Annotated in this window: 28 protein-coding genes and 1 tRNA gene; 14 read left to right on the top strand and 15 right to left on the bottom strand. The window is 69.0% G+C overall.

Annotated features, from left to right (window positions below; all coding sequences use genetic code 11):
* Positions 1-48 precede the first annotated feature (48 nt).
* Positions 49-921 carry a mechanosensitive ion channel family protein gene (locus tag AC3EGR_RS12915; RefSeq protein ID WP_488546886.1) on the bottom strand — a complete coding sequence of 291 codons (873 nt, stop codon included), beginning with the start codon at positions 919-921 and terminating at the stop codon, positions 49-51.
* 202 nt (positions 922-1123) lie between these two features.
* On the opposite strand from AC3EGR_RS12915, the gene AC3EGR_RS12910 reads away from it, so the two are divergent.
* The gene (locus tag AC3EGR_RS12910; protein ID WP_488546885.1) at positions 1124-1342 is read left to right on the top strand and encodes a hypothetical protein; all 219 of its coding nucleotides are present in this window, start codon (positions 1124-1126) and stop codon (positions 1340-1342) included.
* Between the two features lie 6 nt (positions 1343-1348).
* Here the strand turns inward: AC3EGR_RS12910 and AC3EGR_RS12905 are convergent, their stop codons facing one another.
* Both AC3EGR_RS12905 and AC3EGR_RS12900 read right to left on the bottom strand, forming a co-directional pair.
* Positions 1349-2101, bottom strand: a complete 753-nt coding sequence (locus AC3EGR_RS12905) for an SAM-dependent methyltransferase (RefSeq protein WP_488546884.1) — start codon at positions 2099-2101, stop codon at positions 1349-1351.
* Positions 2098-3339, bottom strand: coding sequence for an MFS transporter (locus AC3EGR_RS12900; protein WP_488546883.1), 1242 nt, complete (start codon positions 3337-3339; stop codon positions 2098-2100). Before AC3EGR_RS12900 ends, AC3EGR_RS12905 begins: the two co-directional genes overlap by 4 nt.
* 90 nt (positions 3340-3429) lie before the next feature.
* On the opposite strand from AC3EGR_RS12900, the gene AC3EGR_RS12895 reads away from it, so the two are divergent.
* The 4 genes from AC3EGR_RS12895 (at position 3430) to AC3EGR_RS12880 (ending at position 6592) form a co-directional block, all read left to right on the top strand.
* On the top strand, positions 3430-4599 hold the full coding sequence (locus AC3EGR_RS12895) for an acyl-CoA dehydrogenase family protein (protein ID WP_488546882.1): 1170 nt from the start codon (positions 3430-3432) through the stop codon (positions 4597-4599).
* Positions 4599-5780, top strand: coding sequence for a CaiB/BaiF CoA transferase family protein (locus AC3EGR_RS12890; protein WP_488546881.1), 1182 nt, complete (start codon positions 4599-4601; stop codon positions 5778-5780). The genes AC3EGR_RS12895 and AC3EGR_RS12890 overlap by 1 nt, the downstream gene beginning before the upstream one ends.
* Positions 5781-5827: 47 nt before the next feature.
* Positions 5828-5904 (top strand) — tRNA-Arg (locus AC3EGR_RS12885).
* 298 nt (positions 5905-6202) lie between these two features.
* The gene (locus tag AC3EGR_RS12880) at positions 6203-6592 is read left to right on the top strand and encodes a hypothetical protein (protein ID WP_488546880.1); all 390 of its coding nucleotides are present in this window, start codon (positions 6203-6205) and stop codon (positions 6590-6592) included.
* A gap of 37 nt (positions 6593-6629) precedes the next feature.
* Here AC3EGR_RS12880 and AC3EGR_RS12875 read toward each other — a convergent pair whose 3' ends face one another.
* Entirely contained in the window at positions 6630-6863 is a 234-nt protein-coding gene (locus AC3EGR_RS12875; protein WP_488546879.1) for a hypothetical protein, read from the bottom strand.
* Between the two features lie 179 nt (positions 6864-7042).
* Here AC3EGR_RS12875 and AC3EGR_RS12870 point away from each other — a divergent pair, with 179 nt between their 5' ends.
* The 3 genes from AC3EGR_RS12870 to AC3EGR_RS12860 all read left to right on the top strand — a co-directional run bounded on the left by AC3EGR_RS12870 (position 7043) and on the right by AC3EGR_RS12860 (position 11413).
* Positions 7043-7264 carry a YodC family protein gene (locus AC3EGR_RS12870; RefSeq protein ID WP_488546878.1) on the top strand — a complete coding sequence of 74 codons (222 nt, stop codon included), beginning with the start codon at positions 7043-7045 and terminating at the stop codon, positions 7262-7264.
* A gap of 155 nt (positions 7265-7419) precedes the next feature.
* Positions 7420-9303 carry a malto-oligosyltrehalose trehalohydrolase gene (treZ, locus tag AC3EGR_RS12865; protein ID WP_488546877.1) on the top strand — a complete coding sequence of 628 codons (1884 nt, stop codon included), beginning with the start codon at positions 7420-7422 and terminating at the stop codon, positions 9301-9303.
* On the top strand, positions 9296-11413 hold the full coding sequence (locus AC3EGR_RS12860; protein WP_488546876.1) for an amylo-alpha-1,6-glucosidase: 2118 nt from the start codon (positions 9296-9298) through the stop codon (positions 11411-11413). The genes treZ and AC3EGR_RS12860 overlap by 8 nt, the downstream gene beginning before the upstream one ends.
* Before the next feature lie 34 nt (positions 11414-11447).
* Here AC3EGR_RS12860 and AC3EGR_RS12855 read toward each other — a convergent pair whose 3' ends face one another.
* From AC3EGR_RS12855 to AC3EGR_RS12840, 4 genes are all read right to left on the bottom strand, one after another.
* Positions 11448-12569, bottom strand: coding sequence for a DNA topoisomerase IB (locus AC3EGR_RS12855; RefSeq protein WP_488546875.1), 1122 nt, complete (start codon positions 12567-12569; stop codon positions 11448-11450).
* A gap of 1 nt (position 12570) precedes the next feature.
* Positions 12571-13536 carry a CAP domain-containing protein gene (locus tag AC3EGR_RS12850; RefSeq protein WP_488546874.1) on the bottom strand — a complete coding sequence of 322 codons (966 nt, stop codon included), beginning with the start codon at positions 13534-13536 and terminating at the stop codon, positions 12571-12573.
* Positions 13537-13656: 120 nt separating this feature from the next.
* On the bottom strand, positions 13657-13905 hold the full coding sequence (locus AC3EGR_RS12845; protein WP_488546873.1) for a hypothetical protein: 249 nt from the start codon (positions 13903-13905) through the stop codon (positions 13657-13659).
* 85 nt (positions 13906-13990) lie between these two features.
* Positions 13991-14446, bottom strand: a complete 456-nt coding sequence (locus tag AC3EGR_RS12840) for a hypothetical protein (RefSeq protein ID WP_488546872.1) — start codon at positions 14444-14446, stop codon at positions 13991-13993.
* A 244-nt stretch (positions 14447-14690) separates the two neighbouring features.
* Between AC3EGR_RS12840 and greB the strand changes: the two genes are divergently transcribed.
* Positions 14691-15263, top strand: coding sequence for a transcription elongation factor GreB (gene greB / locus AC3EGR_RS12835; protein WP_488546871.1), 573 nt, complete (start codon positions 14691-14693; stop codon positions 15261-15263).
* 78 nt (positions 15264-15341) lie between these two features.
* On the opposite strand, the gene AC3EGR_RS12830 is transcribed toward greB, so the two are convergent.
* From AC3EGR_RS12830 to AC3EGR_RS12815, 4 genes are all read right to left on the bottom strand, one after another.
* A complete protein-coding gene (locus AC3EGR_RS12830; RefSeq protein WP_488546870.1) occupies positions 15342-17603 on the bottom strand; it encodes a RelA/SpoT family protein in 2262 nt (753 codons plus the stop codon).
* Positions 17604-17844: 241 nt separating this feature from the next.
* The gene (gene rpoZ, locus AC3EGR_RS12825) at positions 17845-18048 is read right to left on the bottom strand and encodes a DNA-directed RNA polymerase subunit omega (RefSeq protein WP_077592946.1); all 204 of its coding nucleotides are present in this window, start codon (positions 18046-18048) and stop codon (positions 17845-17847) included.
* A 21-nt stretch (positions 18049-18069) separates the two neighbouring features.
* Positions 18070-18687, bottom strand: coding sequence for a guanylate kinase (gene gmk / locus AC3EGR_RS12820; RefSeq protein WP_488546869.1), 618 nt, complete (start codon positions 18685-18687; stop codon positions 18070-18072).
* 102 nt (positions 18688-18789) lie between these two features.
* A complete protein-coding gene (locus tag AC3EGR_RS12815; protein ID WP_488546868.1) occupies positions 18790-19710 on the bottom strand; it encodes a YicC/YloC family endoribonuclease in 921 nt (306 codons plus the stop codon).
* 76 nt (positions 19711-19786) lie between these two features.
* Between AC3EGR_RS12815 and AC3EGR_RS12810 the strand changes: the two genes are divergently transcribed.
* The 5 genes from AC3EGR_RS12810 (at position 19787) to hemW (ending at position 24329) form a co-directional block, all read left to right on the top strand.
* Positions 19787-20791: a serine/threonine protein kinase gene (locus tag AC3EGR_RS12810; protein ID WP_488546867.1), complete on the top strand. Its 1005-nt coding sequence runs from the start codon at positions 19787-19789 to the stop codon at positions 20789-20791.
* The gene (locus AC3EGR_RS12805) at positions 20788-21690 is read left to right on the top strand and encodes a PP2C family protein-serine/threonine phosphatase (protein ID WP_488546866.1); all 903 of its coding nucleotides are present in this window, start codon (positions 20788-20790) and stop codon (positions 21688-21690) included. Before AC3EGR_RS12810 ends, AC3EGR_RS12805 begins: the two co-directional genes overlap by 4 nt.
* Positions 21691-21808: 118 nt before the next feature.
* Positions 21809-22537 (top strand): ribonuclease PH, encoded by a 729-nt coding sequence (gene rph / locus AC3EGR_RS12800; protein WP_488546865.1) that lies wholly within the window; start codon positions 21809-21811, stop codon positions 22535-22537.
* A 56-nt stretch (positions 22538-22593) separates the two neighbouring features.
* On the top strand, positions 22594-23139 hold the full coding sequence (locus tag AC3EGR_RS12795) for a non-canonical purine NTP pyrophosphatase (protein WP_488547018.1): 546 nt from the start codon (positions 22594-22596) through the stop codon (positions 23137-23139).
* 2 nt (positions 23140-23141) lie between these two features.
* Positions 23142-24329 carry a radical SAM family heme chaperone HemW gene (gene hemW, locus AC3EGR_RS12790; protein WP_488546864.1) on the top strand — a complete coding sequence of 396 codons (1188 nt, stop codon included), beginning with the start codon at positions 23142-23144 and terminating at the stop codon, positions 24327-24329.
* A gap of 21 nt (positions 24330-24350) precedes the next feature.
* Here the strand turns inward: hemW and AC3EGR_RS12785 are convergent, their stop codons facing one another.
* From AC3EGR_RS12785 to AC3EGR_RS12775, 3 genes are all read right to left on the bottom strand, one after another.
* On the bottom strand, positions 24351-24650 hold the full coding sequence (locus tag AC3EGR_RS12785) for a hypothetical protein (RefSeq protein WP_488546863.1): 300 nt from the start codon (positions 24648-24650) through the stop codon (positions 24351-24353).
* Positions 24651-24743: 93 nt separating this feature from the next.
* Complete coding sequence (gene xth / locus AC3EGR_RS12780; RefSeq protein ID WP_488546862.1) at positions 24744-25514, bottom strand: exodeoxyribonuclease III; 771 nt, start codon at positions 25512-25514, stop codon at positions 24744-24746.
* Entirely contained in the window at positions 25514-26290 is a 777-nt protein-coding gene (locus AC3EGR_RS12775) for a thiazole synthase (protein ID WP_488546861.1), read from the bottom strand. The genes xth and AC3EGR_RS12775 overlap by 1 nt, the downstream gene beginning before the upstream one ends.
* Position 26291 lies beyond the last annotated feature (1 nt).

Here is a 26291-nt window from a genome sequence, read left to right as displayed (position 1 = left end):
TGGCAGCTCCGGCCGCGGGCGTGCCGCTCTTGCTGCCAGCCGGTCGACTCACGACCCCTTGGCCGCCGGCTCCAGGCCGCCCCGGCCCATCATCTCCGACACCCCCAGCGCCAGCTGCTGCACCCGCGTGATGTTCATCGGTATCGGCGGCGGCCAGCCAGCCTCGTTGCAGGTGCGCACGATCGCCTCGTTGGTCGCGAAGTAGACCTGCCAGTAGTGTTCGTTGCTGCAGTAGGGCCGCACCGCGATCACCGGGCCGAGCAGGTTCAGGTCGATCATGTTCACTTCCGGCGCGGGCGAGGCGTGCACGTTGGGGATGCGTGCCACCGCTTCGCGCAGGCGGGCGATGGCTTCGCCCGGGTCCACGGTCGCCGAAAGCTGCGCGGTGCGCTCCACGCGGCGTGCCGGCAGGGCGGAGAAGTTCTGGATCGTGTCGGCGAAGATCTTGCCGTTGCCGATCAGGGTCAGCACGTTGTCGGGCGTGACGAGCGTCGTGCCGAACAGGCCCAGCTCGTGGACCGTGCCGGTCACGCCGCCCACGCTCACGAAGTCCCCCACCTTGAACGGCCGCAGCACCAGCATGAAGGCGCCGGCGGCGAAGTTGCCCAGCATGCCGCTCCAGGCCGCGCCGATGGCCACGCCGGCGCCGGCCAGCAGGGCTGCGAACGAGGTGGTCTGCATGCCGAAGTAGCCGAGGATGCCCAGCGCCAGCGCCACGCTGAGAGCCACGTTGATCACGGAGCCCAGGTATTTGCTCAGCGTCGGGTCGAGCCGGTTGCGGGTCATCGCACCCTGCACCAGGCGGATGACGCGCCCGATCAACCAGCGGCCCGCGACCCAGAAGGCGATGGCGGCCAGGATCTTGATCCCGAGCTGCAGCGCGGTGACCCGCAGGAAGGTTTCGACGGCGGAAAGGTCCACGGCAAGTCTCCCTGGGGAGTGGCTCGGGCACCGACTCTATAGGGAACGTCCGGCCAGAAAATAGGACTTTCGTACCGGTCTCGGCTACGATGACGCCATCCTCCACGAAGCGCGGCCTCCGCGCAGGACCATGACGCGGTACCGGTTTTCGGCCTGCCAGTGCGGGCACTCGAACTATCGGCTCCTTCCCCGCCACTGGTGGATGCGGGCGCTTCCCAACCATCGCCGCTACAAGTGCAAGGTCTGCGGCGCCCGCATGCTGCTGCGCACGGACGGCTCCTTGCGCGCCAGCGTGCGCAAGGGGTCCCTCATCCTCGTGCTGGTGGCCCTGGTGGTGGTCGCCTACGTCACCATGTACGCCGTCGACTACCGCGAGGAATCGGCCTATGCCCGCTGGAAGCGCTGGGTCGAGGAGCAGTAGCTCCCGTCAGCAGGCGCCGCCCGGCGCCCGTGCATAGCTGGCGGAGGAGCCGAGCAGGCGCTCGCCGCCCGCCGTGAACCGCGTTCCGTCCAGGACGACGGTGGTCCCTTCGACGCGCCCCTGCACCTGGCGTGCCCCGATGCTGCCGGCGAGCTCCTGGTAAGCCTGCCGCAACACGAGCCGCGTCGCCCCGCTGCACCACACCCCGTCCACCCGCGCCGGCACCACCCACAGGTGCACCCGGCTGGACTTCTCCAGTCCCACCTGCTTGTCCGGCACCTCCACCGTGGACGTCGCGTCGGGCTTCCAGTCGCCCAGGTCCCAGTCGTGCGAGACGATGCGGGTGCCGGGTTTGAGCGCCAGCAGGGCCGGGCGCAGCCGCAGGTTGAACTCGGGCAGCAGGTACATGGTGACCACCGTGGCGGGCGAGAGGTCGGTGTCGAACAGGTCCTGCACGCGGAAGTCCACCTGCGGGGCCACGCCCGCGTCCTGCGCGTTGCGCAGGCTGCGCCGCACCAGCGCCGGATCGATCTCGACGCCCAGCCCGGTCGCGCCGAAACGCTTCGCCGCCAGGATCACGATGCGGCCGTCGCCCGAGCCCAGGTCGATGACGTGGTCGCCGGGGCCGACCCGCGCAATGCGCAGCATCTCCTGCGTCACGTTGTCGGGGGAGGTGATGAAAGGGACTTCCTCGCCGCCTTGTGCGAGGGCGGCGCCGCAGGCCAGGGCGCAGGCCAGGAGCAGGGGTGCGCGCGTCATGCGGCGGCGGGCGCCATCAGGGTGAAGCCCTTGCGCGGCAACTGCAAGGCCACCACCCCTGCGGCCAGCAGCAGCACGCCGGCCGCGCCGAACGCCACCCAGTGCGTGCCGAACTGCTCGTAACCCCAGCCGCCCAGCCAGGAGCTGATCATCCCGCCGATCTGGTGACCGAGGTAGGCCATGCCGTAGAGCACGCCGACCAGCCGCACGCCGTAGACGTCGGCCAGGATCGCCGAGGACAGCGCGATGCTGCCCGCCCACACCAGCCCGCCGATGGTGGAGGTGAGGTACAGCTCCCAATGCGTGCCCACCAGCACCAGCGCGAAGAAGCCCAGGCCGCGCACGAAGTAGATCGTGGCCAGGATGTGGCGCCGCGGCAGGCGGTCCGCATAGCGGCCCAGGATGAGCGTGCCGCCGATGGCCACGAAGCCGATGACGCCGATGCCCATGGAACTGGTGAAGGCGTCGAAGCCGTGGTCCATCAGCATGGGCATGCCGTGCGTGCCCAGCAGGTTCATGCTGAACCCGCAGGCGAACAGGCCGAAGAAGATCTTCCAGAACGGCACGGTGCGCATCGCGTCGCGCAGCTTCAGGCTGGCGGGCAGCGTGCCGGCGCGCGCCCGCTGCGCGGCGAAGTCCTCGGGGCTCAGGTCGGTGTGCTCCGGCGCCGTGTCGTGGATCACGAACAGGGCCGCGGGCAGGGTGACGACGGTGAAGGCGGTGGCGAATCCCAGAAGCGTCGCGCGCCAGCCAAACGACTGGATGGCGAAGCTGAGCACGGGCGTCATCACCGCCATGCCGGCCATCGAGCCGGTGGAGAGGAAGAACAGCGCCATGCCGCGCCGCTGCGTGAACCAGTGGCTGATCACGGGCGTCAGCGACACGGGGCTGACGAAGGCCAGGCCGACGGACAGCAGCAGGCCGAAAGCAAGCAGGAAGCCGGCCGTGTTCGTGGTGGTCACGGTCCACAGCACGGAGCCGGCCACCATGGCGGTGCCGGCCAGCAGCACCGGACGCGTGCCGTGGCGCGCGATCAGCGCGCCGGCCACCGGCATCGCGAGCCCATAGGTGATCATGCCGACCGCCACGATGGTCGACAGCAGGCTGCGGCTGAAGCCCAGGTCGTGTGCCATGGGCAGGAAGAACGGCCCGAAGCTCAGGCGCATGCCCGAGGACAGGAGCGTGAGGAACGCCGCCGCCGCGACGATGTTCCAGCCGAAATACCAGCGTGCCGCCATGCGGGCATCATATGCAAGACGGCGCGCGGGCTTCCCCTGGGAACCTGCGTACTACTCCCCCAGCCGCGCTGGACCCCGACGAGGCGACGCATGAAGACACAGATCCCCGCCCCCGACCAATACCAGGAGATGCGCGAGGCGCTGCGCGACCTGTGCGGCCGTTTCGACTCCGCGTACTGGCAGAAGGTGGACACCGGCCGCGGCTATCCGGAGGCCTTCGTGGACGCGCTCACCGAGGCCGGCTGGCTGGCCGCGATGATTCCCGCGGAGTACGGCGGCTCCGGGCTGGGCCTGGCCGAAGCCTCCGTGGTGATGGAGGAGATCAACCTGTCCGGCGGCAACGCCGGCGCCTGCCACGGCCAGATGTACAACATGGGCACCTTGCTGCGGCACGGCTCGCCCGCGCAGAAGCAGCAGTACCTGCCCGGCATCGCCAGCGGCAAGCTGCGCCTGCAGTCCATGGCCGTCACGGAGCCGACCACGGGCACCGACACGACGCAGCTCAAGACCACCGCCGTGAAGAAGGGCGACCGCTATGTCGTCAACGGGCAGAAGGTCTGGATCTCGCGCATCCAGCACTCGGACCTGATGATCCTGCTGGCGCGCACCACGCCGCTGGCGGAGGTCAGGAAGAAGAGCGAAGGCATGAGCATCTTCCTGGTGGACCTGCACCAGGCGATAGGCCGCGGCATGACGGTGCGGCCCATTCCCAACATGGTGAACCACGAGACCAACGAGGTGTTCTTCGACAACCTGGAGATCCCGGCGGAGAACCTGGTCGGCACGGAAGGCCTGGGCTTCCGCTACATCCTGGACGGCCTGAATGCCGAACGCACCTTGATCGCGGCGGAATGCATAGGCGACGCGTACTGGTTCGTCGACAAGGCGCGGCGCTACGCGGGCGAGCGCGTGGTGTTCAACCGCCCCATCGGCCAGAACCAGGGCGTGGCCTTTCCGATCGCCGATGCGTACATCGAGACGGAAGCGGCGAACCTCATGCGCTTCAAGGCCTGCACCCTGTTCGACGCGCACAAGCCCTGCGGCGGCGAGGCCAACATGGCCAAGTACCTCGCGGCGAAGGCGTCCTGGCAGGCCGCCGACATGTGCCTGCAGACGCACGGCGGCTTCGGCTTCGCCCACGAATACGACGTGGAGCGCAAGTTCCGCGAGACGCGCCTGTACCAGGTGGCGCCGATCTCGACCAACCTGATCTACTCGTATGTCGCCGAGCACCTGCTCGGCCTGCCGAGGTCGTTCTGATGACGCGTCCCCTCGATGGCATCACCGTCGTCTCGCTGGAGCACGCGATCGCGGCGCCTTTCTGCACCCGCCAGCTCGCCGACCTGGGCGCGCGGGTGATCAAGGTGGAGCGGCCGGGGGTCGGCGATTTCGCCCGCGCGTATGACACGCGCACGCAAGGGCTCGCGTCGCATTTCGTGTGGGTGAACCGCTCCAAGGAAAGCCTCACGCTGGACCTGAAGCAGCCGGCAGCCTTGCAGGTGCTGCAGGACCTCGTCGGCCGCGCGGACGTCCTCGTGCAGAACCTCGCGCCGGGCGCGGCCGACCGCATGGGATTCAGCTACGCCAGGCTGCGTGAACGCTGCCCGCGCCTGGTGGTGTGCGACATCTCCGGCTACGGCAACGACGGCCCTTACCGCGACAAGAAGGCCTACGACCTCCTGATCCAGAGCGAAGCAGGGTTCCTCTCGGTGACCGGCACGCCGGAGCAGCCGTCCAAGGCGGGCATCTCCATCGCCGACATCGCGGCGGGCATGTACGCGTACACCGGCGTGCTCGCCGCGCTGCTGCAGCGGCAGAAGACGGGCCAGGGTTCGCACGTGGACGTCTCCATGCTGGAGGCGCTGGGCGAGTGGATGGGATTTCCCTTGTATTACGCCTATGCGGGTGCCGAGCCGCCACCGCGCAGCGGCGCTTCGCACGCGACCATCTACCCTTACGGGCCCTTCGCCACCGGCGACGGCAAGACCGTGATGCTCGGGCTGCAGAACGAGCGCGAGTGGAAGGCCTTCTGCGACAAGGTGCTGCGCCAGCCCGCGCTGGCCGCCGACCCGCGCTTCGAGAGCAACAGCCGGCGCAACGCCAACCGCGAGGCGCTCGCGGCGCTGATCCTGGCTGCGTTCGCGGAGCTCGAGGCCGAGCAGGTGCTCGCGCGGCTGGACGAGGCGCAGATCGCCAACGCGCACGTCAATACGCTGGCCGACGTCTGGCAGCACCCGCAGCTGCAGGCCCGTGGCCGGCTGGCGTCCGTGGAATCGCCGGCCGGTGCCTTGCAGGCCTTGCTCCCGCCCGGCGTGCAGAGCGGCTTCGACTACCGCATGGATCCCATTCCCGCCATCGGCCAGCACACCGAGGCCATCCTGCGGGAGCTGGGCCGCGACGACGCGCAGATCGCGCGCCTGCGGGATTCCCAGGCGATCTGAGCCGTGCCGGAGGGGGCTTCCGGGATGCTGCTATACTCCGGGGCTTCGCGGCTGTAGCTCAGTTGGATAGAGTACTTGGCTACGAACCAAGGGGTCGTGGGTTCGAATCCTGCCAGCCGCACCAGAATTCCGGTTCTAGATCAACGGGTTAGACGTTCAGGCGTCTAGCCCGTTTTTCTTTGCGGGACCCTCTGCGTGGCTTTCCGCGTCTCGGGCATTCACCAGACGCCACGGGTCGTCCGGCCCCGCCAGTGCTCCTCGGTACGTCCATGCTGCGCTTCACGAACACGCGCGAGTGAGGACTGAACCAGCCGACGGACCCCTGGCCGGCCCTCAGCCGCCCGGAAGTTCTTCACGCTGCCACGTCACCTCGTTCCAACGGGGGGTTGCGGCGACTTTTCAGGACCCACTAGAGTGTGCTGATGAGCCTGGATCCCAGCGACTGCCGTGAGGAACCCGACGAACGCGAATTGCTTCGCCTGGAGCTGGTCGGACTCGCGGCGGAGGTGGCAACTCTCTCGGTTCGAATTGAAGAGGAACTCGCGGGCAGGCAGCCGGAGGCCGGGCAGCTGACCGCCACGCGCCGGCTCCTGTCGGAACGCGCGTTCTCCGTCCTCCGGCCTGAGACGAGCTTCGACTCGGTCAAGACAGGGGCACTGGCGGCGGCCCTGCGCATCCTCCGCGAAGATCAGCGGCGGATGCTGGAGTTGCGACGGCAAGTTGCAGCCCTCCGGGACCCGGATCAGACCGTGCCGTGCGATCTGGATCTGGCATGTGATCCGCCCCCACTCGGCAAACCTGCCGGCCCTTGATGCGCCCGCAAGTTCAACCGCGTGCGAGCGCAAGCTCCTAGGCGGTCTTGTCTTGTGCGCCTTGTTCCTGGCGCGTGCGGTCCCACAGCTCCTGGCCCAGGGCCATGCACAGGTCCGCCAGGTCGTTCACCTGCTCCCGCAGTTCGTCGACCAGCAGGGGGTCGACGTTCGCGCCCCAGGATTTCGCGAGCTCGCCCTTGCGCGCGGTCAGGCGGGCGCGCGCGTCCTGCAGGTCGGCGAGCAACTGGGCGTGAGGATGGGAAGGGTCCATGAATCGATCCGTGCGGGCGCCGCGACAGTGGGCGCAGCGTACTACAGCGAACCGATTCCCCGTCCCTGCCCGGCATTTGCCCCGCCGTGGGTCGGTAGCGCGCGGCGTCGGCATCTTCCTACATGCAGAACAGCGGATGGGGACAAGGCTGAGCCAGGGCCACGGCGACAATCGCCAAGATGCACGCAGAGCGCTTCGAATCGGGTGACGTGGTGCGGCTCAAAGCCGGTGGTCCCCCGATGGTCGTGCGTGCCGTGAGCGGCGACACCGCCTACTGCCAATGGTACGCGGGCGTCGACCTGCACCAGGGCACCTTCCTGTTCACTTCGCTGAGCGACATCGGCCGTGAGCGCCGCGCCGTCCAGGCGGCGGCGCAGCGCGCGGCCCTCCCGCCGTCCTGATCCCTTCTTCCTTCCGCAGCCTCCCCGGGCCCGCGCCCGCGCACGGTGCTGCCCGACACGTCCTGCAAGCACCGCCGTTCCGCGCGCACAGTGCGGCCGGCCCACGGCCGCGGTGTTGCATTGCAGAATGAAGCGGACCTCCATCCGCAGACGCAATGACGACGCACAACAGAAGGCGCCTTCCGATCGGAGCCGAGTACCGCCCGCGCGAAGGCACGCACTTCCGCGTCTGGGCGCCTGCGGCCGGCCGCGTCGACGTGGTCTTCGACGGCGACCTCGCCGCGGTGCCATTGCGGCCGGAGGGGCAGGGCTACTTCAGCGGCTTTTCCGACCGGGCCGTGCCGGGCACGCGCTACCGTTTCCGCCTCGACGGCGGCGATGCCTTTCCCGACCCGGCGTCCCGCTGGCAGCCCGAGGGACCGCATGGACCCTCGGAAGTGGTGGACGCCCAGGCCTTCCGCTGGACCGACCAGGCGTGGCCCGGTGTCACGGCGCGCGGGCAGGTCCTGTACGAGCTGCACATCGGCACCTTCACGGCGGAAGGCACCTACCGCGCGGCCGAGGAACACCTGCCTTTCCTCAAGGACGTCGGCATCACGGTCATCGAGCTGATGCCGGTCAACGAATTCAACGGTCCTTTCGGCTGGGGCTATGACGGGGTGAACCTGTTCGCGCCCACGCGCCTGTACGGGCACCCGGACGACCTGCGCCACTTCATCGACCGCGCGCATGCGCTGGGCCTGGGCGTCATCCTGGACGTGGTCTACAACCACTTCGGGCCGAGCGGCAACTACCTCAGCCGCTTCTCGCCGGACTATGTCAGCACGAAGTACGAGAACGAATGGGGCGAGCCCATCAACTTCGACGGCGAGAACAGCGCGCCCGTGCGCGAGTTCTTCGCCTGCAACGGCGCGTACTGGGTCGCCGAATTCCACTTCGACGGCTTGCGCCTCGATGCCACGCAGTGCGTGTTCGACGCCGGCGACAAGCACATCGTCACCGAGATCGTCGAGCGCGCCCGCGCCGCCGCGGCGCCGCGCTCCATCTACGTCACGGCGGAGAACGAACCGCAGCATGCGGAGCTCGCCCGTGCGCCCGCGCGCGGCGGCATGGGCATCGATGCGCTGTGGAACGACGACTACCACCACAGCGCCACCGTGGCGGCGACGGGTGCCTGCGAGGCCTACTACAGCGAGACGCGGGGCACGCCGCAGGAGCTCATCTCTTCGCTGAAGTGGGGCTTCCTGTACCAGGGCCAGTTCTACGCCTGGCAGAAGAAGCGCCGTGGCCATGCGGCGCTGGACCTGCCGGCGAGCGCATTCGTGCAGTTCCTGCAGAACCACGACCAGGTGGCGAACAGCGCGCGCGGCCAGCGCCTGCACCAGCTCACCACACCGGGGCGCTACCGCGCCCTCACGGCGCTGACGCTGCTCACGCCCTGCACGCCGCTGCTGTTCATGGGGCAGGAGTTCGCGGCGAGTGCGCCCTTCCTGTATTTCGCGCGGCACGAGGAGGAGCTCGACGGCCTCATCCGCAAGGGGCGCCACGAGTTCCTGACGCAATTCCCCAACATCGCGAGCCCCGATGGTGGCAAGCTGCTGGCCGTTCCCGCCGATGAAGACACGTTCCTGAGATGCAAGCTGGACCACGCGGAACGCGAGCGCCATGCGCATGTGGTCGCGCTGCACCGCGACCTGCTGCGCTTGCGCCGCGAGGACCCGGTGTTCTCGCGCTGCGACGCGCAGCGCATGCACGGCGCCGTCCTGGGGCCCGAGGCTTTCCTGCTGCGCTTCCTGGACGACGCCGGGGACGACCGCCTCTTGCTGGTGAACCTTGGACCCACCTTGCCACTCCATCCCATGCCGGAGCCGCTGCTCGCCCCACCCGATGGATGCCGCTGGCGCCTCCTGTGGAACAGCGAGGACGCGCGTTACGGCGGCAACGGCATGCAGGAACTGGATGGCGAACACAGCTGGCGCCTGCCCGCGCATGCGCTGGCGGTGCTCGCCCCGCAAACCATGAAGGAGGAAGATGGCTGAAGCCATCCTGAACACCGTCCCCTGGCAGGGGGCGCCGCACGACCCGGAGCACCTGCTCACGCGTGAATGGCTGGTCACCAACGGCCTCGGCGGCTACGCCTCGGGCTCCGTCGCGGGCATGGCCACCCGGCGCTACCACGGCTTGTTGATCGCCGCGTTGCCAACGCCGATCGGCCGCACCGTGATGCTCAGCCACCTCGGCGAGTGGCTGCGCCTGCCGGACCGCAAGCTGGTGCGGCTCGCCGGCGAGGAGCGGCCGGGCAAGCCGCTGGAAATGCCCGAGTTCCTGACCGAGTTCCGGCTCGAGATGGGCCTGCCGGTGTGGACCTTCCACGTCGGCGACACGCGGATCGAGAAGCGCATCCTGCTGCCCTACGGCCAGAACACGGTGCACGTGAACTACCGCATGACCGGGGGCAACGATCGCGTGCGCCTCATCCTGCGGCCGCGCCTGCATTTCCGCGGCCACGAGATGCCGGTGGAGGAGGGCTTCAACGAGCAATGCAGCATGCAGGTGCTGGAGCGCCGCCTCGAGGTGCAGTCGCTGTCCAACCGCGCGCTGCCGCCGCTGCGCATGACGCTGCAGGGACGGGAGGCGGACCTGGTGCTCGAAGGCGGCAGCTTCGAGGAGTTCTTCTACCGCATCGAAGCAGCGCGGGGCTATCCGTCGCGGGGCCGCACGTGGACGCCGGGGCGCTTCCGCGCGGTGCTGGACCCGGGCGAGGAATGCACGCTCGTCGCCTCGACCGAAAGCTGGGACACCCTGCACGCGATGACGCCGCAGCAGGCACTGCAGTCGGAGTTCACCCGGCGCGAGAAGCTGCTGGAGCAGGCCGACCCGGCGGCGCGCAGCGGCCGTGCCGGCGAACTGGTGCTCGCCGCGGACCAGTTCATCATCGCGCCGTTCAGCCGGCGGGCGGACGCAGCGCGGGCCCTGGCCGAAGGCGACCAGGCACGCACGGTGATCGCGGGCTACCACTGGTTCACGGACTGGGGCCGCGACACGATGATCAGCCTCGAGGGCCTGACGCTGTGCACCGGCCGGCACTCGGAGGCGGGCTACATCCTGCGCACCTTCCTGCACTACGTGAAGGACGGGCTCATCCCCAACATGTTCCCGGAAGGGCAGAACGAAGGCCTGTACCACACCGCCGACGCGACGCTGTGGTTCTTCCATGCGATGGACCGCTACGTGCAGGTCACGGGCGACCGCCTGACGCTGCGGCACGCGATCCCCAAGTTCATCTCCATCATCGAGCACCACCTGCGCGGCACGCGCTTCAACATCGGCGTCGACCCGCGGGATGGCCTGCTCAAGCAGGGTGCCGAGGGCTACCAGCTCACCTGGATGGACGCCAAGGTGGAAGGCTGGGTGGTGACGCCCCGGCGCGGCAAGGCGGTGGAGCTCAACGCCCTGTTCTACAACGCGCTGCGCCTCATGGAACGCTGGCTGCGGGAGGAGGGCGACGAGCAGCGTGCGCACGAGATGGCCCACCATGCGCAACGCGTGTACGAGAGCTTCAACCGGCGCTTCTGGAACGCGCAGGCCAACTGCCTGTTCGACGTGGTGGATGCGGAGAGCGGCGGCGACGACCCTGCGATCCGGCCCAACCAGGTCCTGGCGATCTCGCTGCCGCATCCGGTACTGGACCCGCAGAAGTGGCGCACGGTGCTCGACGTCGTGCAGCGCCTGCTGGTCACCCCCGTGGGCCTGCGTTCGCTGGCGCCCGGCCACCCTGACTACAAGCCGAACTACGAGGGCGATCTGCGCGCGCGCGACGCGGCGTACCACCAGGGCACCGTGTGGGGCTGGCTGGCCGGCCCCTTCGCCGACGCCTGGCTCAAGGTGCACCCGGACGACGGCCATGGCATCGAGCAGCTGATCGAGGGCTTCGCGGCCCACCTGGGCGAAGCAGGCATCGGGCAGATCAGCGAGATCTTCGATGCCGAGCCGCCGTTCACGCCGCGCGGCTGCATCGCGCAGGCGTGGAGCGTCGCCGAGGTGCTGCGGATCCTGGTGAAGTGCCGCCACCTCCTTCGGCAGCAGCCTGGCGCAGGCACTGCATCGGCTGCGCCGTCGTGGTCCTCACAGGCCGCCCACGCGGAGTGATTCCTTTCTCCCTCCCACTGCGGGGGAGAGGGAATCAACCCCGGCGCCGGGTCCGCTTCTTGCGCACCACCGCCAGGCTCTCCTTCAGCGAATCCTCCAGCGTGCGCTTGAGCCGCGTCTCCAGCATCGCCAGCACCGCGGCTTCCTCGGGCTTGAGCAGGCCTTCGGCGACCTCCTCCTTCACGTCCAGCGACAACTCGCCCTCGACGTAGGCGTTGAGCACCTCGGGGTGGACGTAGCACTTGCGGCAGATGGTGGGCGTGTTGCCCAGGCGCGAGGCCACGCGTTCGATGGCGGCCTTGAGGTTCTTCTTCTGGGTCGCCTTGGTGTCCGCCGTCTCGAACTCGCGCAGCGCGAGCGCCGCCATCACGGTGCCCGCCCAGGTGCGGAAGTCCTTGGCCGTGACGTCGCGGCCGGTGATCTCGCGCAGGTAGGCGTTGACGTCCGCCGAGGTCACCTCGCGCAGTTCCTCGCCATCGAGGTACTGGAACAGTCGCTGGCCCGGCAGCTCCTGGCAGGCCCGGATGATCCTGGCAATGCGCCTGTCCCTGACCTGCAGCCGCCACTGCTTGCCGCTCTTGCCCTTGAACTGGAAGCGCAGCTCCGAGCCCTCCACCTTCACGTGCGGGTTGCGCAAGGTGGTCAGGCCGTAGCTCTTGTTCTCCCGGGCGTAGTCGTCGTTGCCCACGCGGATCAGGGTGGTCTCCAGCAGGTGCACCACGGTCGCCAGCACCTTCTCCCGCGGCAGGCCGCGCAGCGCCATGTGTTCGCCCAGTTTCTGGCGGATGGCCGGCAGCGCCCTGGCGAACTCCAGCATGTGCTCGTACTTCGTGCTCTCGCGCACCGCGCGGAATTCCGGGTGGTAGCGGTACTGCTTGCGGCCGCGCGCATCGCGGCCCGTTGCCTGCAGGTGCCCGTTCGCCCTGGTGCAGATCCACACGTCGGTGTACGCGGGCGGGATCGCCAGCTTGCGCACGCGCTCCAGCGTGGCCTCGTCGGTGAGCTTCTCGCCGTCGGGCCGGTAGTACTCGAAGGCTTCGCCCTTGCGCTCGCGCCGGATGCCGCGGTCCTCGTCGTTCACGTAGACGAGTCCCGCCGCTTCCGCGGCTTCGCGCGGGTCCGCCGTGCTGGGGGTGAGCGCTTCGGCGGCCTTCATGTCAGTTGCGGTAGGCCTGGGTCACCATCAGGCCGTGGACGCCCCCGTCGAGGATGCCTATGCCCAGCCGGCCGAATTGCGGCCGCAGGATGTTGGCGCGGTGCCCCGGGGAGTGCATCAACCCCGAGTGCGCGGTGGACAGCGTGGGCGCGAGCGCGAGGTTCTCGCCGGCCGTGAGGTAGCCGATGCGCGCCGTGCGCAGGCGGTCTTCCAGGTCGCGGCCCTCCGGCGTGTAGTGCGAGAAGTAGCCGCGGGCGAACATGTCGCGGCTGTGGGCGCGCGCCACCTGCGTCAGCACGGCATCGGGCTTGATGGCCTGCAGCCCCGCGGCGCGCCGCTCGGAGTTCACGAGGTCCAGCATCTGCGCTTCGAGGTCGGGTCGCGGTGGCGCCTCGGCGATCCGGAAATCCAGGGGCACGCCTTCGCGCGACTCGGGCTTCACCGTCACGACCCGCAAGCTGCGCTCCACCGCGGGGTCGAAGACGGCGGCGAGCTGGCCCTCGATCCATTCCGCCGGGGCGGAAAAGCGCGAGGCCAGCGGGCTCTCGCGCGCCCAGCTGCCCACGCGTGCGCCCACGGGCAGCGTGAGCAGCAGCACGGCCACCACCACCGCATGGATCGCGCCGTTGGCGGCGCCGGGGACGGTGCCCAGCGCCTTGTTCAGGCCGTTGCCGTGCAGCAGCCGCGGCCTGCGCAGCATCAGCAGGCGCAGCACCAGCGTGCCGAGCACGAAGTGCACCAGGAGGAAGATCGCGACGAAGCAGACCGGCGCGGTCCACACGCCCAGCGCCGGCACTGCGCGGCCTGCCCACCCGGCGACTCCGCGCCAGCCGAGGAAGGCCGCCGACAGGCTGGCGGCCAGCGCCAGCAAGTCCAGCGCCGCGAACATGAAGCCGCGTGCCCAGCCGGCCCAGGCGCCGACCAGCACGATCGCGACCAGCACGAGATCGACCGGGTTGAACTCCATTGCGGCCCAGTATGGGGGCGGCTGCCGTATTGCTGACGTAGGACGGTTTCGGCGCGCGCGGGCGGGCGCTGTCCGCGGGCGCAGCGCGCACCGGCGCACGGCGCCCACCGGCGCAGCGGCTCAGGTGCGCAGGGTGCTCAGGTCGCGCTGTCCGTGCGCTGCCGCCACGCGCGGGCGCACGCAACAGGCGCAGGCGCCGACGCGCGCGTAGCGCAGGCGGGCCACGGCGATGGCCTGGCCGACGTCGAGATACTCGCCGAGGTACTCGGCGGCATGGCGGGGAAAGGCGCCGGGCGGACAGCGGCTGCGGTCGTGCACCGCGTGGGCGCCGTCGCCCTGGGCATGCGTCGCGATGAAGTAGCTGGCCATGCTGTCGTTTCCCCCTGCAGGGCCGATGCTAGGGAGCACGCATCCGGGGCAAATCCCCCAAAAGGCTTAACGGATGCAGGGGACGCTAGCGGCGCGCGTGCAGCAGCAGCTCGCTGCCAAGCTCCTGCACGAGGCGGTCCATCAGCGTGCTGCCTTCGGCCAGCAGGGCGCGGGCGCCGCCGCCGTAGAAGTCGGCCCAGCGGATGCACCAGTCGCGCGTTTCCGTGAGCTCCACGTACGCCGACGGCTCCGGCCCGGTGCCGTGGCACTTGCCCGAGACGAGGTGGCCCACGCCCAGCTCGCGGCAGATCAGCTCCAGCGCATGCGGTGGCGCCTTGGCCAGGAAGTCGGAGCTGATGAGGATGGCCTGGATGGCGGGATCCTGCGCGAGGCGCTCGCGCACGCGGTCGGCCAGCTCGGCGCACAGCAGGTGCAGCTCGGGCGCATCGCCGTTGGGCGTGAAGGGCAGCACGGCGACGAGCGGGCGTGCCGGCGAGGGCAGGTCGGGCAGCGGCTGCAGGGCGGAAGAGACGGTGTCCAAGACGACGGGCCGCGGGCGAACGCGGCGAGAGCCGGATGCGGCCATTCTAGGCAGGCCGCGCCGGGCGCAAGCCCCGTGTTCGGAGGAGAACCACCGCGAAAGCTGTGATCCACTTCGCATGTTCCGCCCGGGGCCCTGCTGCACGGTGCGCGCGCCGGCCAGGCTCAGCCATACGAAGGTGCCACGTCGCGCCGGGCACGCCTGCAAGGCCACGGCCGGGGCGCCACTCGCTATGCTTGGCTGCATGAGCAAGGCGTTCACGCGCGAGACCGACAGCGACGACGATGACGAGGAAGGCAGCGCGCTGCCGTCCTTGCCCGCGGGCGGCAAGAACTACATCACCCCCCAGGGCTACGCGCGCCTGCGCGGCGAACTGCTGCAGCTGATCGACGAGGAGCGGCCCAAGGTGGTCGAGGTGGTGCACTGGGCCGCCAGCAACGGCGACCGCTCCGAGAACGGGGACTACATCTACGGCAAGAAGCGCCTGCGCGAGATCGACCGGCGCATCCGTTTCCTGACCAAGCGGCTGGAGATCGCGGAGGTGACCGATCCTTCGCTGCACCACGGCCACGACCAGGTGTTCTTCGGCGCCACCGTGACGTACGCCGAGGAGGACACCGGGGTGGAACGCACCATCACCATCCTCGGCATCGACGAGGCCGACAGCGCCCACGGCCAGGTGAGCTGGATCGCCCCGATCGCCCGCGCGCTGCTGAAGGCGCGCGAAGGAGAGGTGGTCAAATTGGTGACGCCGGCGGGGGCGAAGGAAGTGGAGATCCTGAAGGTGGAGTATCCGGCGCCGGAGGAGGCGCACTAGCGTGCGCGGTGGGGTTGGGCGCTTCGCGGCCTCACCGCCACCGTGCATTCACCGGCGAACCCCACCGAGGGACCCCGATCACGACCCCGGCCGGATCCGCACCGCATTCATCACGCTGGGCGTGCGGCGCAAATTGCGCAGCACCGACTCCAGGTGCGTCCGGTCCCGCACCGACACCACGAAACGCAGGTCGGTCGCATCCTGGGCACGCTCGTCGTCCATGTCCACGTGCGTGATGTCGGCCTCGGCATTGGCCAGCGCCGCGGCGACGCGGGCGAGCGCGCCCTTGCCGTTGGCCACCGTGACCAGCACGCCCGTCTCGAAGGAGCGCACGGGCTCGTCGGCCCACTCCACGCCGATGAAGCGCTCGGTGTCCTTGTGCTGCAGCCGCTTGGCGACCGTGCAGTCGGTGGTGTGCACGACCAGGCCTTCGCCGCGCCCCAGGTAACCGAGGATGGTGTCGCCGGGCACCGGGCGGCAACAGCTGGCGAACTGCACCGACGCGTTCTCGCTGCCGTCCAGCGTCAGGCCGCCTTGCGACACCGTCTCGTGCGCGGTGAAGCGCTCGCGGCTGATCAGGAGGGCGTCCGGCTTTTCGCCCAGCTCCGACAGCAAGGTCATGAGGCGCTTGGCCACGATGCCGGCGATGCGCTTGCCCAGCCCCAGGTCGGTGAGCAGCTCGGCGCGGCTGCGGTTGCCGGTGAAGCGCAGCAGCTTTTCCCACAGGGCGTGGTAGGTCTCGTCGTCGGGCGGCAGCTTTTCCATGCCCTCGGCCCGCAGCGCCTGGGTGAGCAGCTTTTCGCCCAGCTGCTGCGACTCGGTCTGCGCCAGGGTCTTGAGGTGGTGTCGGATCTTGGAGCGCGCGCGCCCGGTGCGCACGAACCCCAGCCAGGCCGGGTTCGGCGTCGACACCGGCGCCGTCACCACCTCCACCACGTCGCCGTTCTTCAGCTCCGTGCGCAGCGGCACCTGGGCGCCGTTGATACGTGCGGCCACAGTGTGGTCACCGACGTCCGAGTGGATGGCGTAGGCGAAGTCGACGACCGTCGCGCCGCGCGGCAGGGCCAGGATCTGGCTCTTGGGCGTGAACACGTAGACGGCGTCGGGGAAGAGGTCGATCTTGACGTGGTCCCAGAACTCCGCCGCGTCCCGCGTCTCGTTCTGGATGTCCAGCAGCGACTGCAGCCACTTGGTGCCCAGGCGCTCCGTGCCTTCGTCCTGCGGCACGCTGGCCTTGTAGAGCCAGTGCGCGGCCACGCCCGACTCGGCCACCAGGTGCATGGCCTCGGTGCGCAGCTGGAACTCCACGTTCACGCCCGACGGGCCCACCAGCGTCGTGTGCAGCGACTGGTAGCCGTTGATCTTGGGGATCGCGATGTGGTCCTTGAACTTGCCCGGCACCGGCTTGTACAGCTGGTGCAGCAGGCCCATTGCCGTATAGCAGTCGGTCACCGTGGGCACGATGATGCGAAAGCCATAGATGTCCGTGACCTGGGCGAAGGACAGGTGCTTCTCGTCCATCTTCTTGTAGATGGAGAACAGCGTCTTTTCACGGCCCGCGATGCGCACCTTCAGGGTCGCGGCATCGAACGCGTTCTCGACGTCGCGGTGCACCTTCTGGATCAGGTCGCGGCGCCGGCTGCGCGCGCGCAAGACGGCCTTGGCCAGCACGGCGTAGCGCCAGGGGCGCAGGTACTTGAACGACAGCTCCTGCAGCTCGCGGTAGGTGGTGTTCAGGCCCAGCCGATGCGCGATGGGCGCGTAGATGTCCAGGGTCTCGCTGGCGATGCGGTGCCACTTCTCGCGCGGCACGTCTTCCAGCGTGCGCATGTTGTGGGTGCGGTCGGCAAGCTTCACGAGGATGACGCGCACGTCGCGCGCCATGGCCAGCAGCATCTTGCGGAAGCTCTCGGCCTGGTTCTCCTCGCGGGTGTTGAACTGCAGCTTGTCCAGCTTGGTGAGGCCGTCCACCAGGTCGGCCACGGCCGCGCCGAAACGCTCGATCAGCTGGTGCTTCGTGACGCCGCAGTCCTCGATCGCATCGTGCAGCAGCGCCGCCATCAGCGCCTGCGCATCGAGCTTCCACTCGGCGCACTGGGCCGCCACGGCGATCGGGTGGGTGATGTACGGCTCGCCGCTCGCGCGCATCTGGCCCAGGTGCGACTCGTCGGCGAAGCGGTAGGCCTTGCGCACCAGGTCGACTTCGGCCGGGTCCAGGTAGTCCAGGCGCGCGGTGAGAGCGGCAAAGCTGGCCGCTGCGGCATTCGCCGCGGCCGGGGAGGGCAGGATGGGGCTGCTGGGCCGCTTACCGCCCGAGGTGGTGGGAAGCACCGCGCTCATGACCCCATGATAGGGGCTATGGCGGGATCCTGAAGGCGGCAGGGACTAGGGAATTCGGGAGAACCCGGGCGCGCACCCGGGACGCGGACATCCGGGGGCGGACCTGCGAACACAAAGGGCGCAGGGTTTGGCAAAAGGCGCCAGGCGACAGCCACCCAAAGGTGTTCCTTTTGCGTCCGCAGTCGGTGTCGCCATGAAAAAAGCACCCCGCGGGGTGCTTTTCTTTCGGGTGCCGCGAGCCTCAGCCCGGGACCTTCTTGAGCATCTCCAGGCCGATCTTGCCTTCGGCGATCTCGCGCAGCGCGGTCACGCCCGGCTTGTTCTTGCTCTCGATCTTGGGCGCATGGCCCTGGCTCAGCATGCGGGCGCGGTAGGTCGCGGCGAGCACCAGCTGGAAGCGATTCGGGATCTTTTCGAGGCAGTCTTCGACGGTGATACGGGCCATGAATTCTCTCCGGGGGGTGGTTCAGAGCCCGAGGGCCTGGAAGCAGTCGGCGCGGGCGCGTCGCTGGGACACGTACTTCAGGCGCTGGGCATGCACGATCGCTTTCAGGTCGAAAAGCGCGCGCTCGAATAACTCGTTGATTATAACGAAATCGAATTCCCTGCACTGCGCCATTTCGGCCGCCGCATTTTTCAGGCGGGTTTCGATGACTTCGGGGGCGTCCTCGCCGCGGCGCTCCAGGCGCGAGCGCAATTCGTCCCAGCTGGGCGGCAGGATGAAGATCAGGATCGCGTTGGTGAAGATGCGCTTGATCTGCAGCGCCCCCTGCCAGTCGATCTCCAGGATCACGTCGTGCCCGTGCGCGATGCGGTCCTCGATGGCCTTCTTGGACGTTCCGTAGCGCCGGCCGTGCACGTGCGCCCATTCCACGAAGGCGTCGGCCAGCACCATCTGGTCGAACTCCGCCTCGGACACGAAGAAGTACTCGCGCCCGTGCTTTTCCTGGCCGCGGGGCGCACGGGTGGTGTGGGAGACGGAGGGCTGGACGTGCGAGTCGAGCTCCAGCAAGGCTTTCACGAGGCTGGACTTGCCGGCGCCGGAAGGGGCGGCGACGACGAAGAGGTTGCCGGGGTAGTCCATGGGCGATTATCTGTGGATTGTGGCCTGCCGCCGGGCCGCCCCGGGAAGGCCAGCCCGCACGGGGGGGCAGCGCCGAAGGCCAAGCCGTGGGGGCCCGGATGCCTATTCGATGTTCTGGACTTGTTCCCGCATCTGCTCGATGAGCACCTTCATGTCCACCGAGATCTTGGTCAGCTCCAGCGTGGCCGACTTGGACCCCAGGGTGTTGGCCTCGCGGTGCAGCTCCTGGATCATGAAGTCCAGGCGCTTGCCGATCTCGCCGCCCTTCTTGACCATGCGCTCGATCTCGTCCAGGTGGGCGGCCAGCCGGGTCAGTTCCTCCGCGACGTCGATGCGGATCGCGAAGGCCGTGGCTTCCGTCAAGGCGCGGTCCTCGGCTGCTTCGCGCGTGGCCCCGCCCTCGCCCAGGGCCATGGCCTCCTTCCAGCGCTCCAGGAATTTCTGGCGCTGCTGCTCCACCAGCTGGGGGACCAGCGGCTTGGCCTGGGCGGCGAGCGTGCGCAATTGCGCCAGGTGGCCGAGCAGCATCGTGGCCAGCCGGGCGCCTTCGCGTTCGCGGGCGGCGACCAGGTCCTCCAGGGCCTTGGCGGCGATCTGTTGCAGGCCTTCCCCCCAGTCCTGGCTGGTGTCCCCTTCGGCGGCGGCCAGGCGCAGGACTTCGGCCACGGACAGGGCCGCGGCCGTGGGCAGCCAGGTCTTGACGGTGTCCTGCAAGGCCGCCAGGCGCTGCAAGGAGGCCATCGAAGGCTCGCGGGCCAGCTCGGCCCCCCCGCCTTCGACGCCGGCGCGGACTTCGACCTTGCCCCGCTTGACGCGGGACGCGATCAGCTCGCGCAGGGCCGGTTCATGGGCGCGCAACTCCTCGCCGAGGCGGAAGGACAGGTCCAGGAAGCGGCTGTTGACCGAGCGGATTTCCAGCCCGAGGCGCGCACCTGTTGCAGTCTTGCCTCCTTCCTGGCCGGCCTGGGCCGTCCCCGCGCTGAGTTGCGCCGAGGCGTAGCCGGTCATGCTGTAAACTGACATGCAGAGGAGTCTTTGAAGTCGTTGCGGGGATTTCGGGGATCAGAGGAGCGCTTCAGCGCCCCGCCAACACCAAATTATGTCAAAGCTGAAACCGGCGCCTCTGCCGCCGGATACCGTCATCGGTGGCTACCGTGTGGTCCGCAAGCTGTCGGCGGGAGGCTTTGGCGTCGTCTATCTCGCCGTCGACAGCGAGGGGCAGCAGATCGCCATCAAGGAATACCTGCCTTCCTCGCTGGCCACCCGCCCGCCGGGTGAGCTCCTGCCGCAGGTCGCCCCGGAAAAGCTCTCCCTCTATCGCCTGGGCCTGAAAAGCTTCTTCGAAGAAGGCCGTTCGCTCGCGCAGATCTCCCACTCCTCGGTGGTGAGCGTGCTGAATTTCTTCCGCGAGAACGAGACGGTCTACATGGTGATGAACTACCTGGAGGGCGCCACCCTGCAGGACTTCATCATCACCGCGCGGGAGCTGAAGAAGCAGAAAGTCTTCCGCGAATCAACGATCCGCTCCCTGTTCGACGAGATCCTGCGCGGCCTGCGCATCGTCCACCAGCACAAGATGTTGCACCTGGACATCAAGCCCGCCAACATCTTCATCACGGACGACAACCGTGCCGTGATGATCGATTTCGGCGCCGCGCGTGAAGTGCTGTCCAAGGAAGGCAACTTCATCCGTCCGATGTACACGCCGGGTTTCGCGGCCCCCGAGATGTACCGCCGGGACTCCTCCATGGGCCCCTGGACGGACATCTACGCGATCGGCGCCTGCATCTATGCGTGCATGCAGGGCTATCCCCCCAACGATGCGCCGCAGCGACTGGAAAAGGACCGCCTGTCGCTCGCGCTGTCCCGCCTGCGCGGCGTCTACTCCGACAACCTCATCGAGGTGGTCGAATGGTGCATGTCGCTCGACCCGCTGTCCCGGCCGCAGTCCGTGTTCGCGCTCCAGAAGGAGCTGAGCCGGGAAGGCGAGCGCCGCTACACCAAGCTGTCGGTCGGCGAGAAGATGCGGCTGCAGTTCGACAACATGGTGAGCGACACCAAGAAGAGCATGCGCCGCAGCGGCATCGGGGCGAAAATCAAATGAAGTTCTCGGTCTTCCAGATCAGCCGCAAGGGCGGCCGCGAGAAGAACGAAGACCGCATGGGCTACTGCTACACGCGCGAGTCGGGCCTGTTCCTGCTCGCCGACGGCATGGGCGGCCATCCGGAAGGCGAAGTCGCCGCGCAGCTGGCGCTGCAGACCATCTCCGCGCTGTACCAGAAGGAAGCGCGGCCGGTCGTCAAGGACGTGACCGAGTTCCTGTCGATCGCGCTGATGGCGGCCCACCACCAGATCATCCGCTACGCCAGCGAGAAGGGCATGCTCGACACGCCCCGCACCACGCTGGTGGCGGCGATCGTGCAAGGGCAGCACGCCACCTGGGTGCACTGCGGCGACTCGCGCCTGTACGTCGTGCGCGGCGGCGAGATGCTCACGCGCACCCGCGACCACTCCTACCTGGAGCAGCAGAACGCCGGGGTGATCCGCATGGACCGGATCAACCGCAACATCCTGTTCACCTGCCTGGGCTCGCCGACCAAGCCCGTCTTCGACGTGACCGGCCCGGTGCAGCTGCAGCAGGGCGACAAGATCCTGCTGTGTTCCGACGGCCTGTGGGGCAGCCTGGAGGACGACGTCATCGTCCGCGACCTGGCGACCAAGCCGGTGTCGGAGGCCGTGCCCGACCTGGTCGAAACGGCGCTGCGCAACGGCGGCGACACCTCGGACAACGTGACCGTCATCGCGATGGAGTGGGAAACGCCGGACACCTTCGAGTCCACCCGCGGCATCTCCACCGACAGCATCAACGACGGCGTCTTCGCCTCGACCATCCAGGCCGGCGTGCTCGACACGCTGGTGGACGACCTCGACGACGCGGCCATCGAACGCTCGATTGCCGAGATCAACGAGGCGATCCGTCGCTCGGCGGCGAAAAAGGCCTGAGGCCCTGCCACCCCGGCCTGGCGCCGGGATCCCGAGGGCTGCGGATCAGGCGCCGCATGGATTGGCGGCGCAAGCCCGCCGTGGCATCCGTTTATTCGTCTTTCCCTATCATTGGCGGATGACGACTTTTCTCCGCAGCGGTGGCCGTGCCGCCGACCAGTTGCGTCCCGTGCGGATCACCCGCGGCTTCACCATCCACGCCGAGGGTTCGGTGCTCATCGAGTTCGGCAACACGCGCGTGCTGTGCACCGCCTCCGTCGAGGAGAAGGTGCCGCCGCACAAGCGCGGCAGCGGGGAAGGCTGGGTGACGGCGGAATACGGCATGTTGCCGCGCGCGACGCACACGCGCGGCGACCGCGAAGCGGCCCGGGGCAAGCAAAGCGGTCGCACGCAGGAGATCCAGCGCCTGATCGGGCGCAGCCTGCGCGCGGTGTTCGACCTGAAGAAGCTCGGCGAGCGCACCATCACGCTGGATTGCGACGTGCTGCAGGCCGACGGCGGCACGCGCACCGCGGCCATCACCGGCGCCTTCGTTGCCGCGCAGGATGCCGTGCACCGGCTGGTCGCCGCCGGCAAGCTGTCCGCGTCGCCCATCCTCGGTCCGGTCGCCGCGATCTCCGTCGGCATCGTGGAGGGCACGCCGCTGCTGGACCTGGAGTACGTCGAGGACGTGGCCTGCGACACCGACATGAACGTCGTGATGACGGGCGCCGGCCACTACGTGGAAGTGCAGGGCACGGCCGAAGGCGCCGCCTTCACGCGCGCGGAGATGGACGAGCTGCTGCGCCTGGCGGAAAAGGGCATCGGCGAACTCGTCGCGCTGCAGAACAAGGCGCTCGCCTCGTGATCCAGCGCATCGTCCTCGCCTCCAACAACCAGGGCAAGCTCGCGGAGCTGCAGGCCATGTTCGCGCCGCTGGGCATCGAACTGGTCCGCCAGGGCGAGCTGGGCGTGCCGGAAGCCGAGGAGCCGCACCGCACCTTCGTCGAGAACGCGCTGGCCAAGGCGCGCAACGCGGCGCGGCACGCGGGCCTGCCGGCGATCGCCGACGATGCGGGCCTGTGCGTCGATGCCTTCGGCGGGCTGCCCGGCGTCGACACGGCGTACTACGCGACGCAGTTCGGCTACCCCAAGGGCGACGACCACAACGTGACGGCCTTGCTGGAGCAGATGCGCGACGTGCAGGACCGGCGTGCCGCGCTGGTGAGCACGCTCGTCGCGGTGCGCACGCCGCAGGATCCCGAGCCGCTGATCGCGGTGGGCCGCGCGGTCGGCGAGATCACGCGCGAGCGGCGCGGCCAGCACGGCTTCGGCTTCGACCCGGTGATGTTCATCGCCGCCTTCGGCCGGACCTTCGCCGAGCTGCCGCCCGAAGTGAAGAACGCCAACAGCCACCGGGGCCAGGCGGCGCGCCAGATGGTGCAGTTGATTCGCGAACGCTGGCTGTAGCCATGGCCACCGACATCACGAACTACATGCGGCCGGGCACGCTGCAGCTCGCGGCGCTGCCGCCGCTGTCGCTGTACGTGCACCTGCCCTGGTGCCTGCGCAAGTGCCCCTACTGCGACTTCAACTCGCACGAGATGAAGGCTGGCGAACTGCCGGAACAGCGCTACCTCGATGCCGTGCGCGCCGATCTCGAATCCGCGCTGCCCCTGGTGTGGGGCCGCGAGGTGCACAGCATCTTCATCGGCGGCGGCACGCCCAGCCTGTTCTCGCCGCAAGGCATCGACCGCATGCTGTCGGACATCCGCGCCCGCGTGAAGCTGGCCGCCGACGCCGAGATCACGCTGGAGGCCAATCCGGGCACCTTCGAGAAGGACCGCTTCCGGGCCTTCCGTTCCGCCGGCGTCACGCGCCTGTCGGTCGGCGTGCAGAGCTTCAACGACGCGCATCTGAAGGCACTGGGACGGGTCCATGACAGCCGCCAGGCGATCGCCGCGGTGGAGGAAGCCGCGGCCACCTTCGAAACCTTCAACCTCGACCTGATGTACGCGCTGCCCGGCCAGTCGCTGGCGCAGCTGGAAGAAGACGTGACGCAGGCGCTGGCGCTGATGCCGCCGCACCTGTCCATCTACCACCTCACCATCGAGCCGAACACCTACTTCGCCAAGTTCCCGCCGGTGACGCCGCCGGAAGACCTCGCGTACGCGATGCTGGACCGCATCACCGAGATGACGGGCGCGGTGGGGCTGGAGCGCTACGAGGTTTCCGCCTTCGCCAAGGCGGGACACCGTTGCTGGCACAACTGGAACTACTGGCAGTTCGGCGACTACCTCGGCATCGGCGCGGGCGCGCACGGCAAGATCAGCTTCCCGCACCGCGTCGTGCGCCAGGTGCGCAACCGCGACCCGCGGCTCTACATGGAGAACGCGCTGGCCGGCGGCGCGATCGCGCAGGAGGAAGAGGTCGCGCGCACGGACCTGCCGTTCGAGTACATGCTCAATGCGCTGCGGCTGAAGGAAGGCTTCGCGCTGCAGGATTTCGCGGAGCGCACCGGCCTGCCTCTCAGCGCGATCGAGAAGCCGCTGCGCGAAGCCGAGGCCAAGGGCCTGATCGCGCGCGACTTCGCGCGCGTGAAGCCGACGGAAAAGGGCTTCGATTTCCTGTCGGACCTGCAGTCCCTGTTCCTGCCGTGACAGGGCGGACCCGCCGCCCGCTCACCCCAGCTTGCGCGGATCCCGATCGCCCAGCGCCTCCTTCAGCGGGTCGATCGGCCGCGAGGGCCGCACGTTCTGGAACGTCTCCACCACGCGGCGCACGATCTGCTTCTGCTCGTCCGTCCACCGCGCGAGCCGCTCCGACCCGAGCACCCCTTCGAGCGCCGTGATCAGGTGCAGCTGGAACTGCTCCGGGTGCGGATGCGTCGCGACCAGCGACGTGAGCGTCACGTAGGAAGCTGTGTGCATCGCGATCAGGTGCTCCACTTCCTTGCGAAGTGCCGCGATCTCGTCTTCCATGCTTGTTTCGTCCTTCCGTCGAGCCCATCCTAGCGGAGGCCGCGCCCCCCTTGCTGTCGGACGGCGGCGGGCGCGCGCTTCCTCGGTGCAGACTCAGCCGTCGAGGCGGATCCAGACCGGCGCGTGGTCGCTGGGCTTGTCGCGTCCCCGCTGCTCCGCGTCCACGCCCGCTTCCTTCAGGCGCGGCACGAGGTCCGGGCTCAGCAGCAGGAAGTCCATGCGAAAGCCCGCGTTGCGGCGGAACGCCGCCTCGTTGACCCAGAAGCTGTAGATGCGCTCCCGCGGGTGCAGGTGGCGCGTCGCGTCGACCCAGCCCTGGGCCAGCAGCAGACCGTACTTCTCGCGCGTCTCGGGCTGCAGCACGGCGTCGAAGCGCCAGCTGCCCGCGTTGTAGATGTCGGCGTTGGTCGGCACGACGTTGAAGTCGCCCGCGAGCACCACGGGACGGCCCGAGTCCATCAGCGCCTGCGCGTGCACCAGCAGCCGCTCCATCCAGCGCTGCTTGTAGTCGAAGTTGGGGCTGGGCACCGGGTTGCCGTTGGGCAGGTACACGGAGACGACGTGCAGCCCGTTGACCTCGCACTCCAGCCAGCGCGAAGCCAGGTCCGCGGGATCGCCGGGCAGGGTGCGGCCGACCTCGCGCGGCATCGCGTCCCGCGCGAGGACGGCGACGCCGTGGTGCGCACGCTGCGGATGCCACACGCCGCGGTAGCCCACATCCTCCAGCGCCTGGGCCGGTCCGCTCGGGTCGCCGGTCTTGATCTCCTGCAGGCACACGACGTCGGGCCGTGTTTCCTCCAGCCACTCCAGCAGGCGCGGCAGCCTGCCCTTCACGCCGTTGACGTTGAAGGTGGCGATCTTCATCAGAGCACGAAAGGCTGGCCGGTGACGGGCGTGCTGGGCACCGCCATTTCCTGCCGCGCCATGATCCCGGCCTCGTACGCGAGCCGTCCCGACTCCACCGCGAGGCGGAACGCGCGCGCCATCTTCACGGGGTCGTGCGATTGCGAGACGGCGGAGTTGACCAGCACGGCGTCGAAACCCAGTTCCATCGCGTGCACGGCGTGCTGCGGCGAGCCGATGCCGGCGTCCACGACCAGCACCGCGTCGGGCAGGCGCGCGCGCAGGGTGCGCAGTGCCGTCGGATTGAGCAGGCCCTGGCCGGATCCGATGGGCGCGCCCCAGGGCATGAGGATGCGGCAGCCCGCGTCCAGCAGGCGCTGGCAGGTCACGAGGTCGTCGGTGCAGTAGGGGAACACTTCGAAGCCGTCCCGCACCAGCGTGCGCGCGGCCTCCACCAGCTCGAAGGGGTCCGGCTGCAGCGTGTACTCGTCGCCGACCACTTCCAGCTTGAGCCAGCGCGTGTCGAACAGCTCGCGCGCCATCTGCGCGAGGGTGACGGCTTCACGCGCCGTGCGGCAGCCCGCGGTGTTGGGCAGCAGGCGGGCGCCGCTGGCGCGGATCATTCCGTAGAAGTCACCGGGCGCGCCGCCGGCGGCGAGCTGCCGCTTCAGGCCGACGGTGACCACCTGCGTGCCGGACGCCGCGATGGCCTCCTGCAGCACCTGCGGGGACGGGTAGCCGGCGGTGCCGAGGAAGAAGCGGCTGGCCAGTTCGGTATCGGCGATGCGAAGGCCCATG

This window comes from Ramlibacter sp. G4-7, assembly GCF_057784995.1.
Note: the sequence above shows the minus strand (reverse complement) of the source record. Positions and strands in the feature narration are given on the sequence as shown.

Coding starts and splice junctions, on each gene's coding strand:
- AC3EGR_RS12860 (WP_488546876.1), top strand. CDS start 9,296: ATGGCTGAAGCCATCCTGAACACCGTCCCCTGGCAGGGGGCGCCGCAC.
- AC3EGR_RS12850 (WP_488546874.1), bottom strand. CDS start 13,536: ATGGAGTTCAACCCGGTCGATCTCGTGCTGGTCGCGATCGTGCTGGTC.
- AC3EGR_RS12870 (WP_488546878.1), top strand. CDS start 7,043: ATGCACGCAGAGCGCTTCGAATCGGGTGACGTGGTGCGGCTCAAAGCC.
- rph (WP_488546865.1), top strand. CDS start 21,809: ATGACGACTTTTCTCCGCAGCGGTGGCCGTGCCGCCGACCAGTTGCGT.
- AC3EGR_RS12900 (WP_488546883.1), bottom strand. CDS start 3,339: ATGGCGGCACGCTGGTATTTCGGCTGGAACATCGTCGCGGCGGCGGCG.
- AC3EGR_RS12910 (WP_488546885.1), top strand. CDS start 1,124: ATGCGGGCGCTTCCCAACCATCGCCGCTACAAGTGCAAGGTCTGCGGC.
- xth (WP_488546862.1), bottom strand. CDS start 25,514: ATGAAGATCGCCACCTTCAACGTCAACGGCGTGAAGGGCAGGCTGCCG.
- AC3EGR_RS12875 (WP_488546879.1), bottom strand. CDS start 6,863: ATGGACCCTTCCCATCCTCACGCCCAGTTGCTCGCCGACCTGCAGGAC.
- AC3EGR_RS12880 (WP_488546880.1), top strand. CDS start 6,203: ATGAGCCTGGATCCCAGCGACTGCCGTGAGGAACCCGACGAACGCGAA.
- AC3EGR_RS12890 (WP_488546881.1), top strand. CDS start 4,599: ATGACGCGTCCCCTCGATGGCATCACCGTCGTCTCGCTGGAGCACGCG.
- AC3EGR_RS12810 (WP_488546867.1), top strand. CDS start 19,787: ATGTCAAAGCTGAAACCGGCGCCTCTGCCGCCGGATACCGTCATCGGT.
- AC3EGR_RS12895 (WP_488546882.1), top strand. CDS start 3,430: ATGAAGACACAGATCCCCGCCCCCGACCAATACCAGGAGATGCGCGAG.
- AC3EGR_RS12905 (WP_488546884.1), bottom strand. CDS start 2,101: ATGACGCGCGCACCCCTGCTCCTGGCCTGCGCCCTGGCCTGCGGCGCC.
- AC3EGR_RS12855 (WP_488546875.1), bottom strand. CDS start 12,569: ATGAAGGCCGCCGAAGCGCTCACCCCCAGCACGGCGGACCCGCGCGAA.
- AC3EGR_RS12830 (WP_488546870.1), bottom strand. CDS start 17,603: ATGAGCGCGGTGCTTCCCACCACCTCGGGCGGTAAGCGGCCCAGCAGC.
- gmk (WP_488546869.1), bottom strand. CDS start 18,687: ATGGACTACCCCGGCAACCTCTTCGTCGTCGCCGCCCCTTCCGGCGCC.
- AC3EGR_RS12805 (WP_488546866.1), top strand. CDS start 20,788: ATGAAGTTCTCGGTCTTCCAGATCAGCCGCAAGGGCGGCCGCGAGAAG.
- AC3EGR_RS12815 (WP_488546868.1), bottom strand. CDS start 19,710: ATGTCAGTTTACAGCATGACCGGCTACGCCTCGGCGCAACTCAGCGCG.
- hemW (WP_488546864.1), top strand. CDS start 23,142: ATGGCCACCGACATCACGAACTACATGCGGCCGGGCACGCTGCAGCTC.
- rpoZ (WP_077592946.1), bottom strand. CDS start 18,048: ATGGCCCGTATCACCGTCGAAGACTGCCTCGAAAAGATCCCGAATCGC.
- AC3EGR_RS12775 (WP_488546861.1), bottom strand. CDS start 26,290: ATGGGCCTTCGCATCGCCGATACCGAACTGGCCAGCCGCTTCTTCCTC.
- AC3EGR_RS12785 (WP_488546863.1), bottom strand. CDS start 24,650: ATGGAAGACGAGATCGCGGCACTTCGCAAGGAAGTGGAGCACCTGATC.
- AC3EGR_RS12795 (WP_488547018.1), top strand. CDS start 22,594: ATGTTCGCGCCGCTGGGCATCGAACTGGTCCGCCAGGGCGAGCTGGGC.
- treZ (WP_488546877.1), top strand. CDS start 7,420: ATGACGACGCACAACAGAAGGCGCCTTCCGATCGGAGCCGAGTACCGC.
- greB (WP_488546871.1), top strand. CDS start 14,691: ATGAGCAAGGCGTTCACGCGCGAGACCGACAGCGACGACGATGACGAG.
- AC3EGR_RS12845 (WP_488546873.1), bottom strand. CDS start 13,905: ATGGCCAGCTACTTCATCGCGACGCATGCCCAGGGCGACGGCGCCCAC.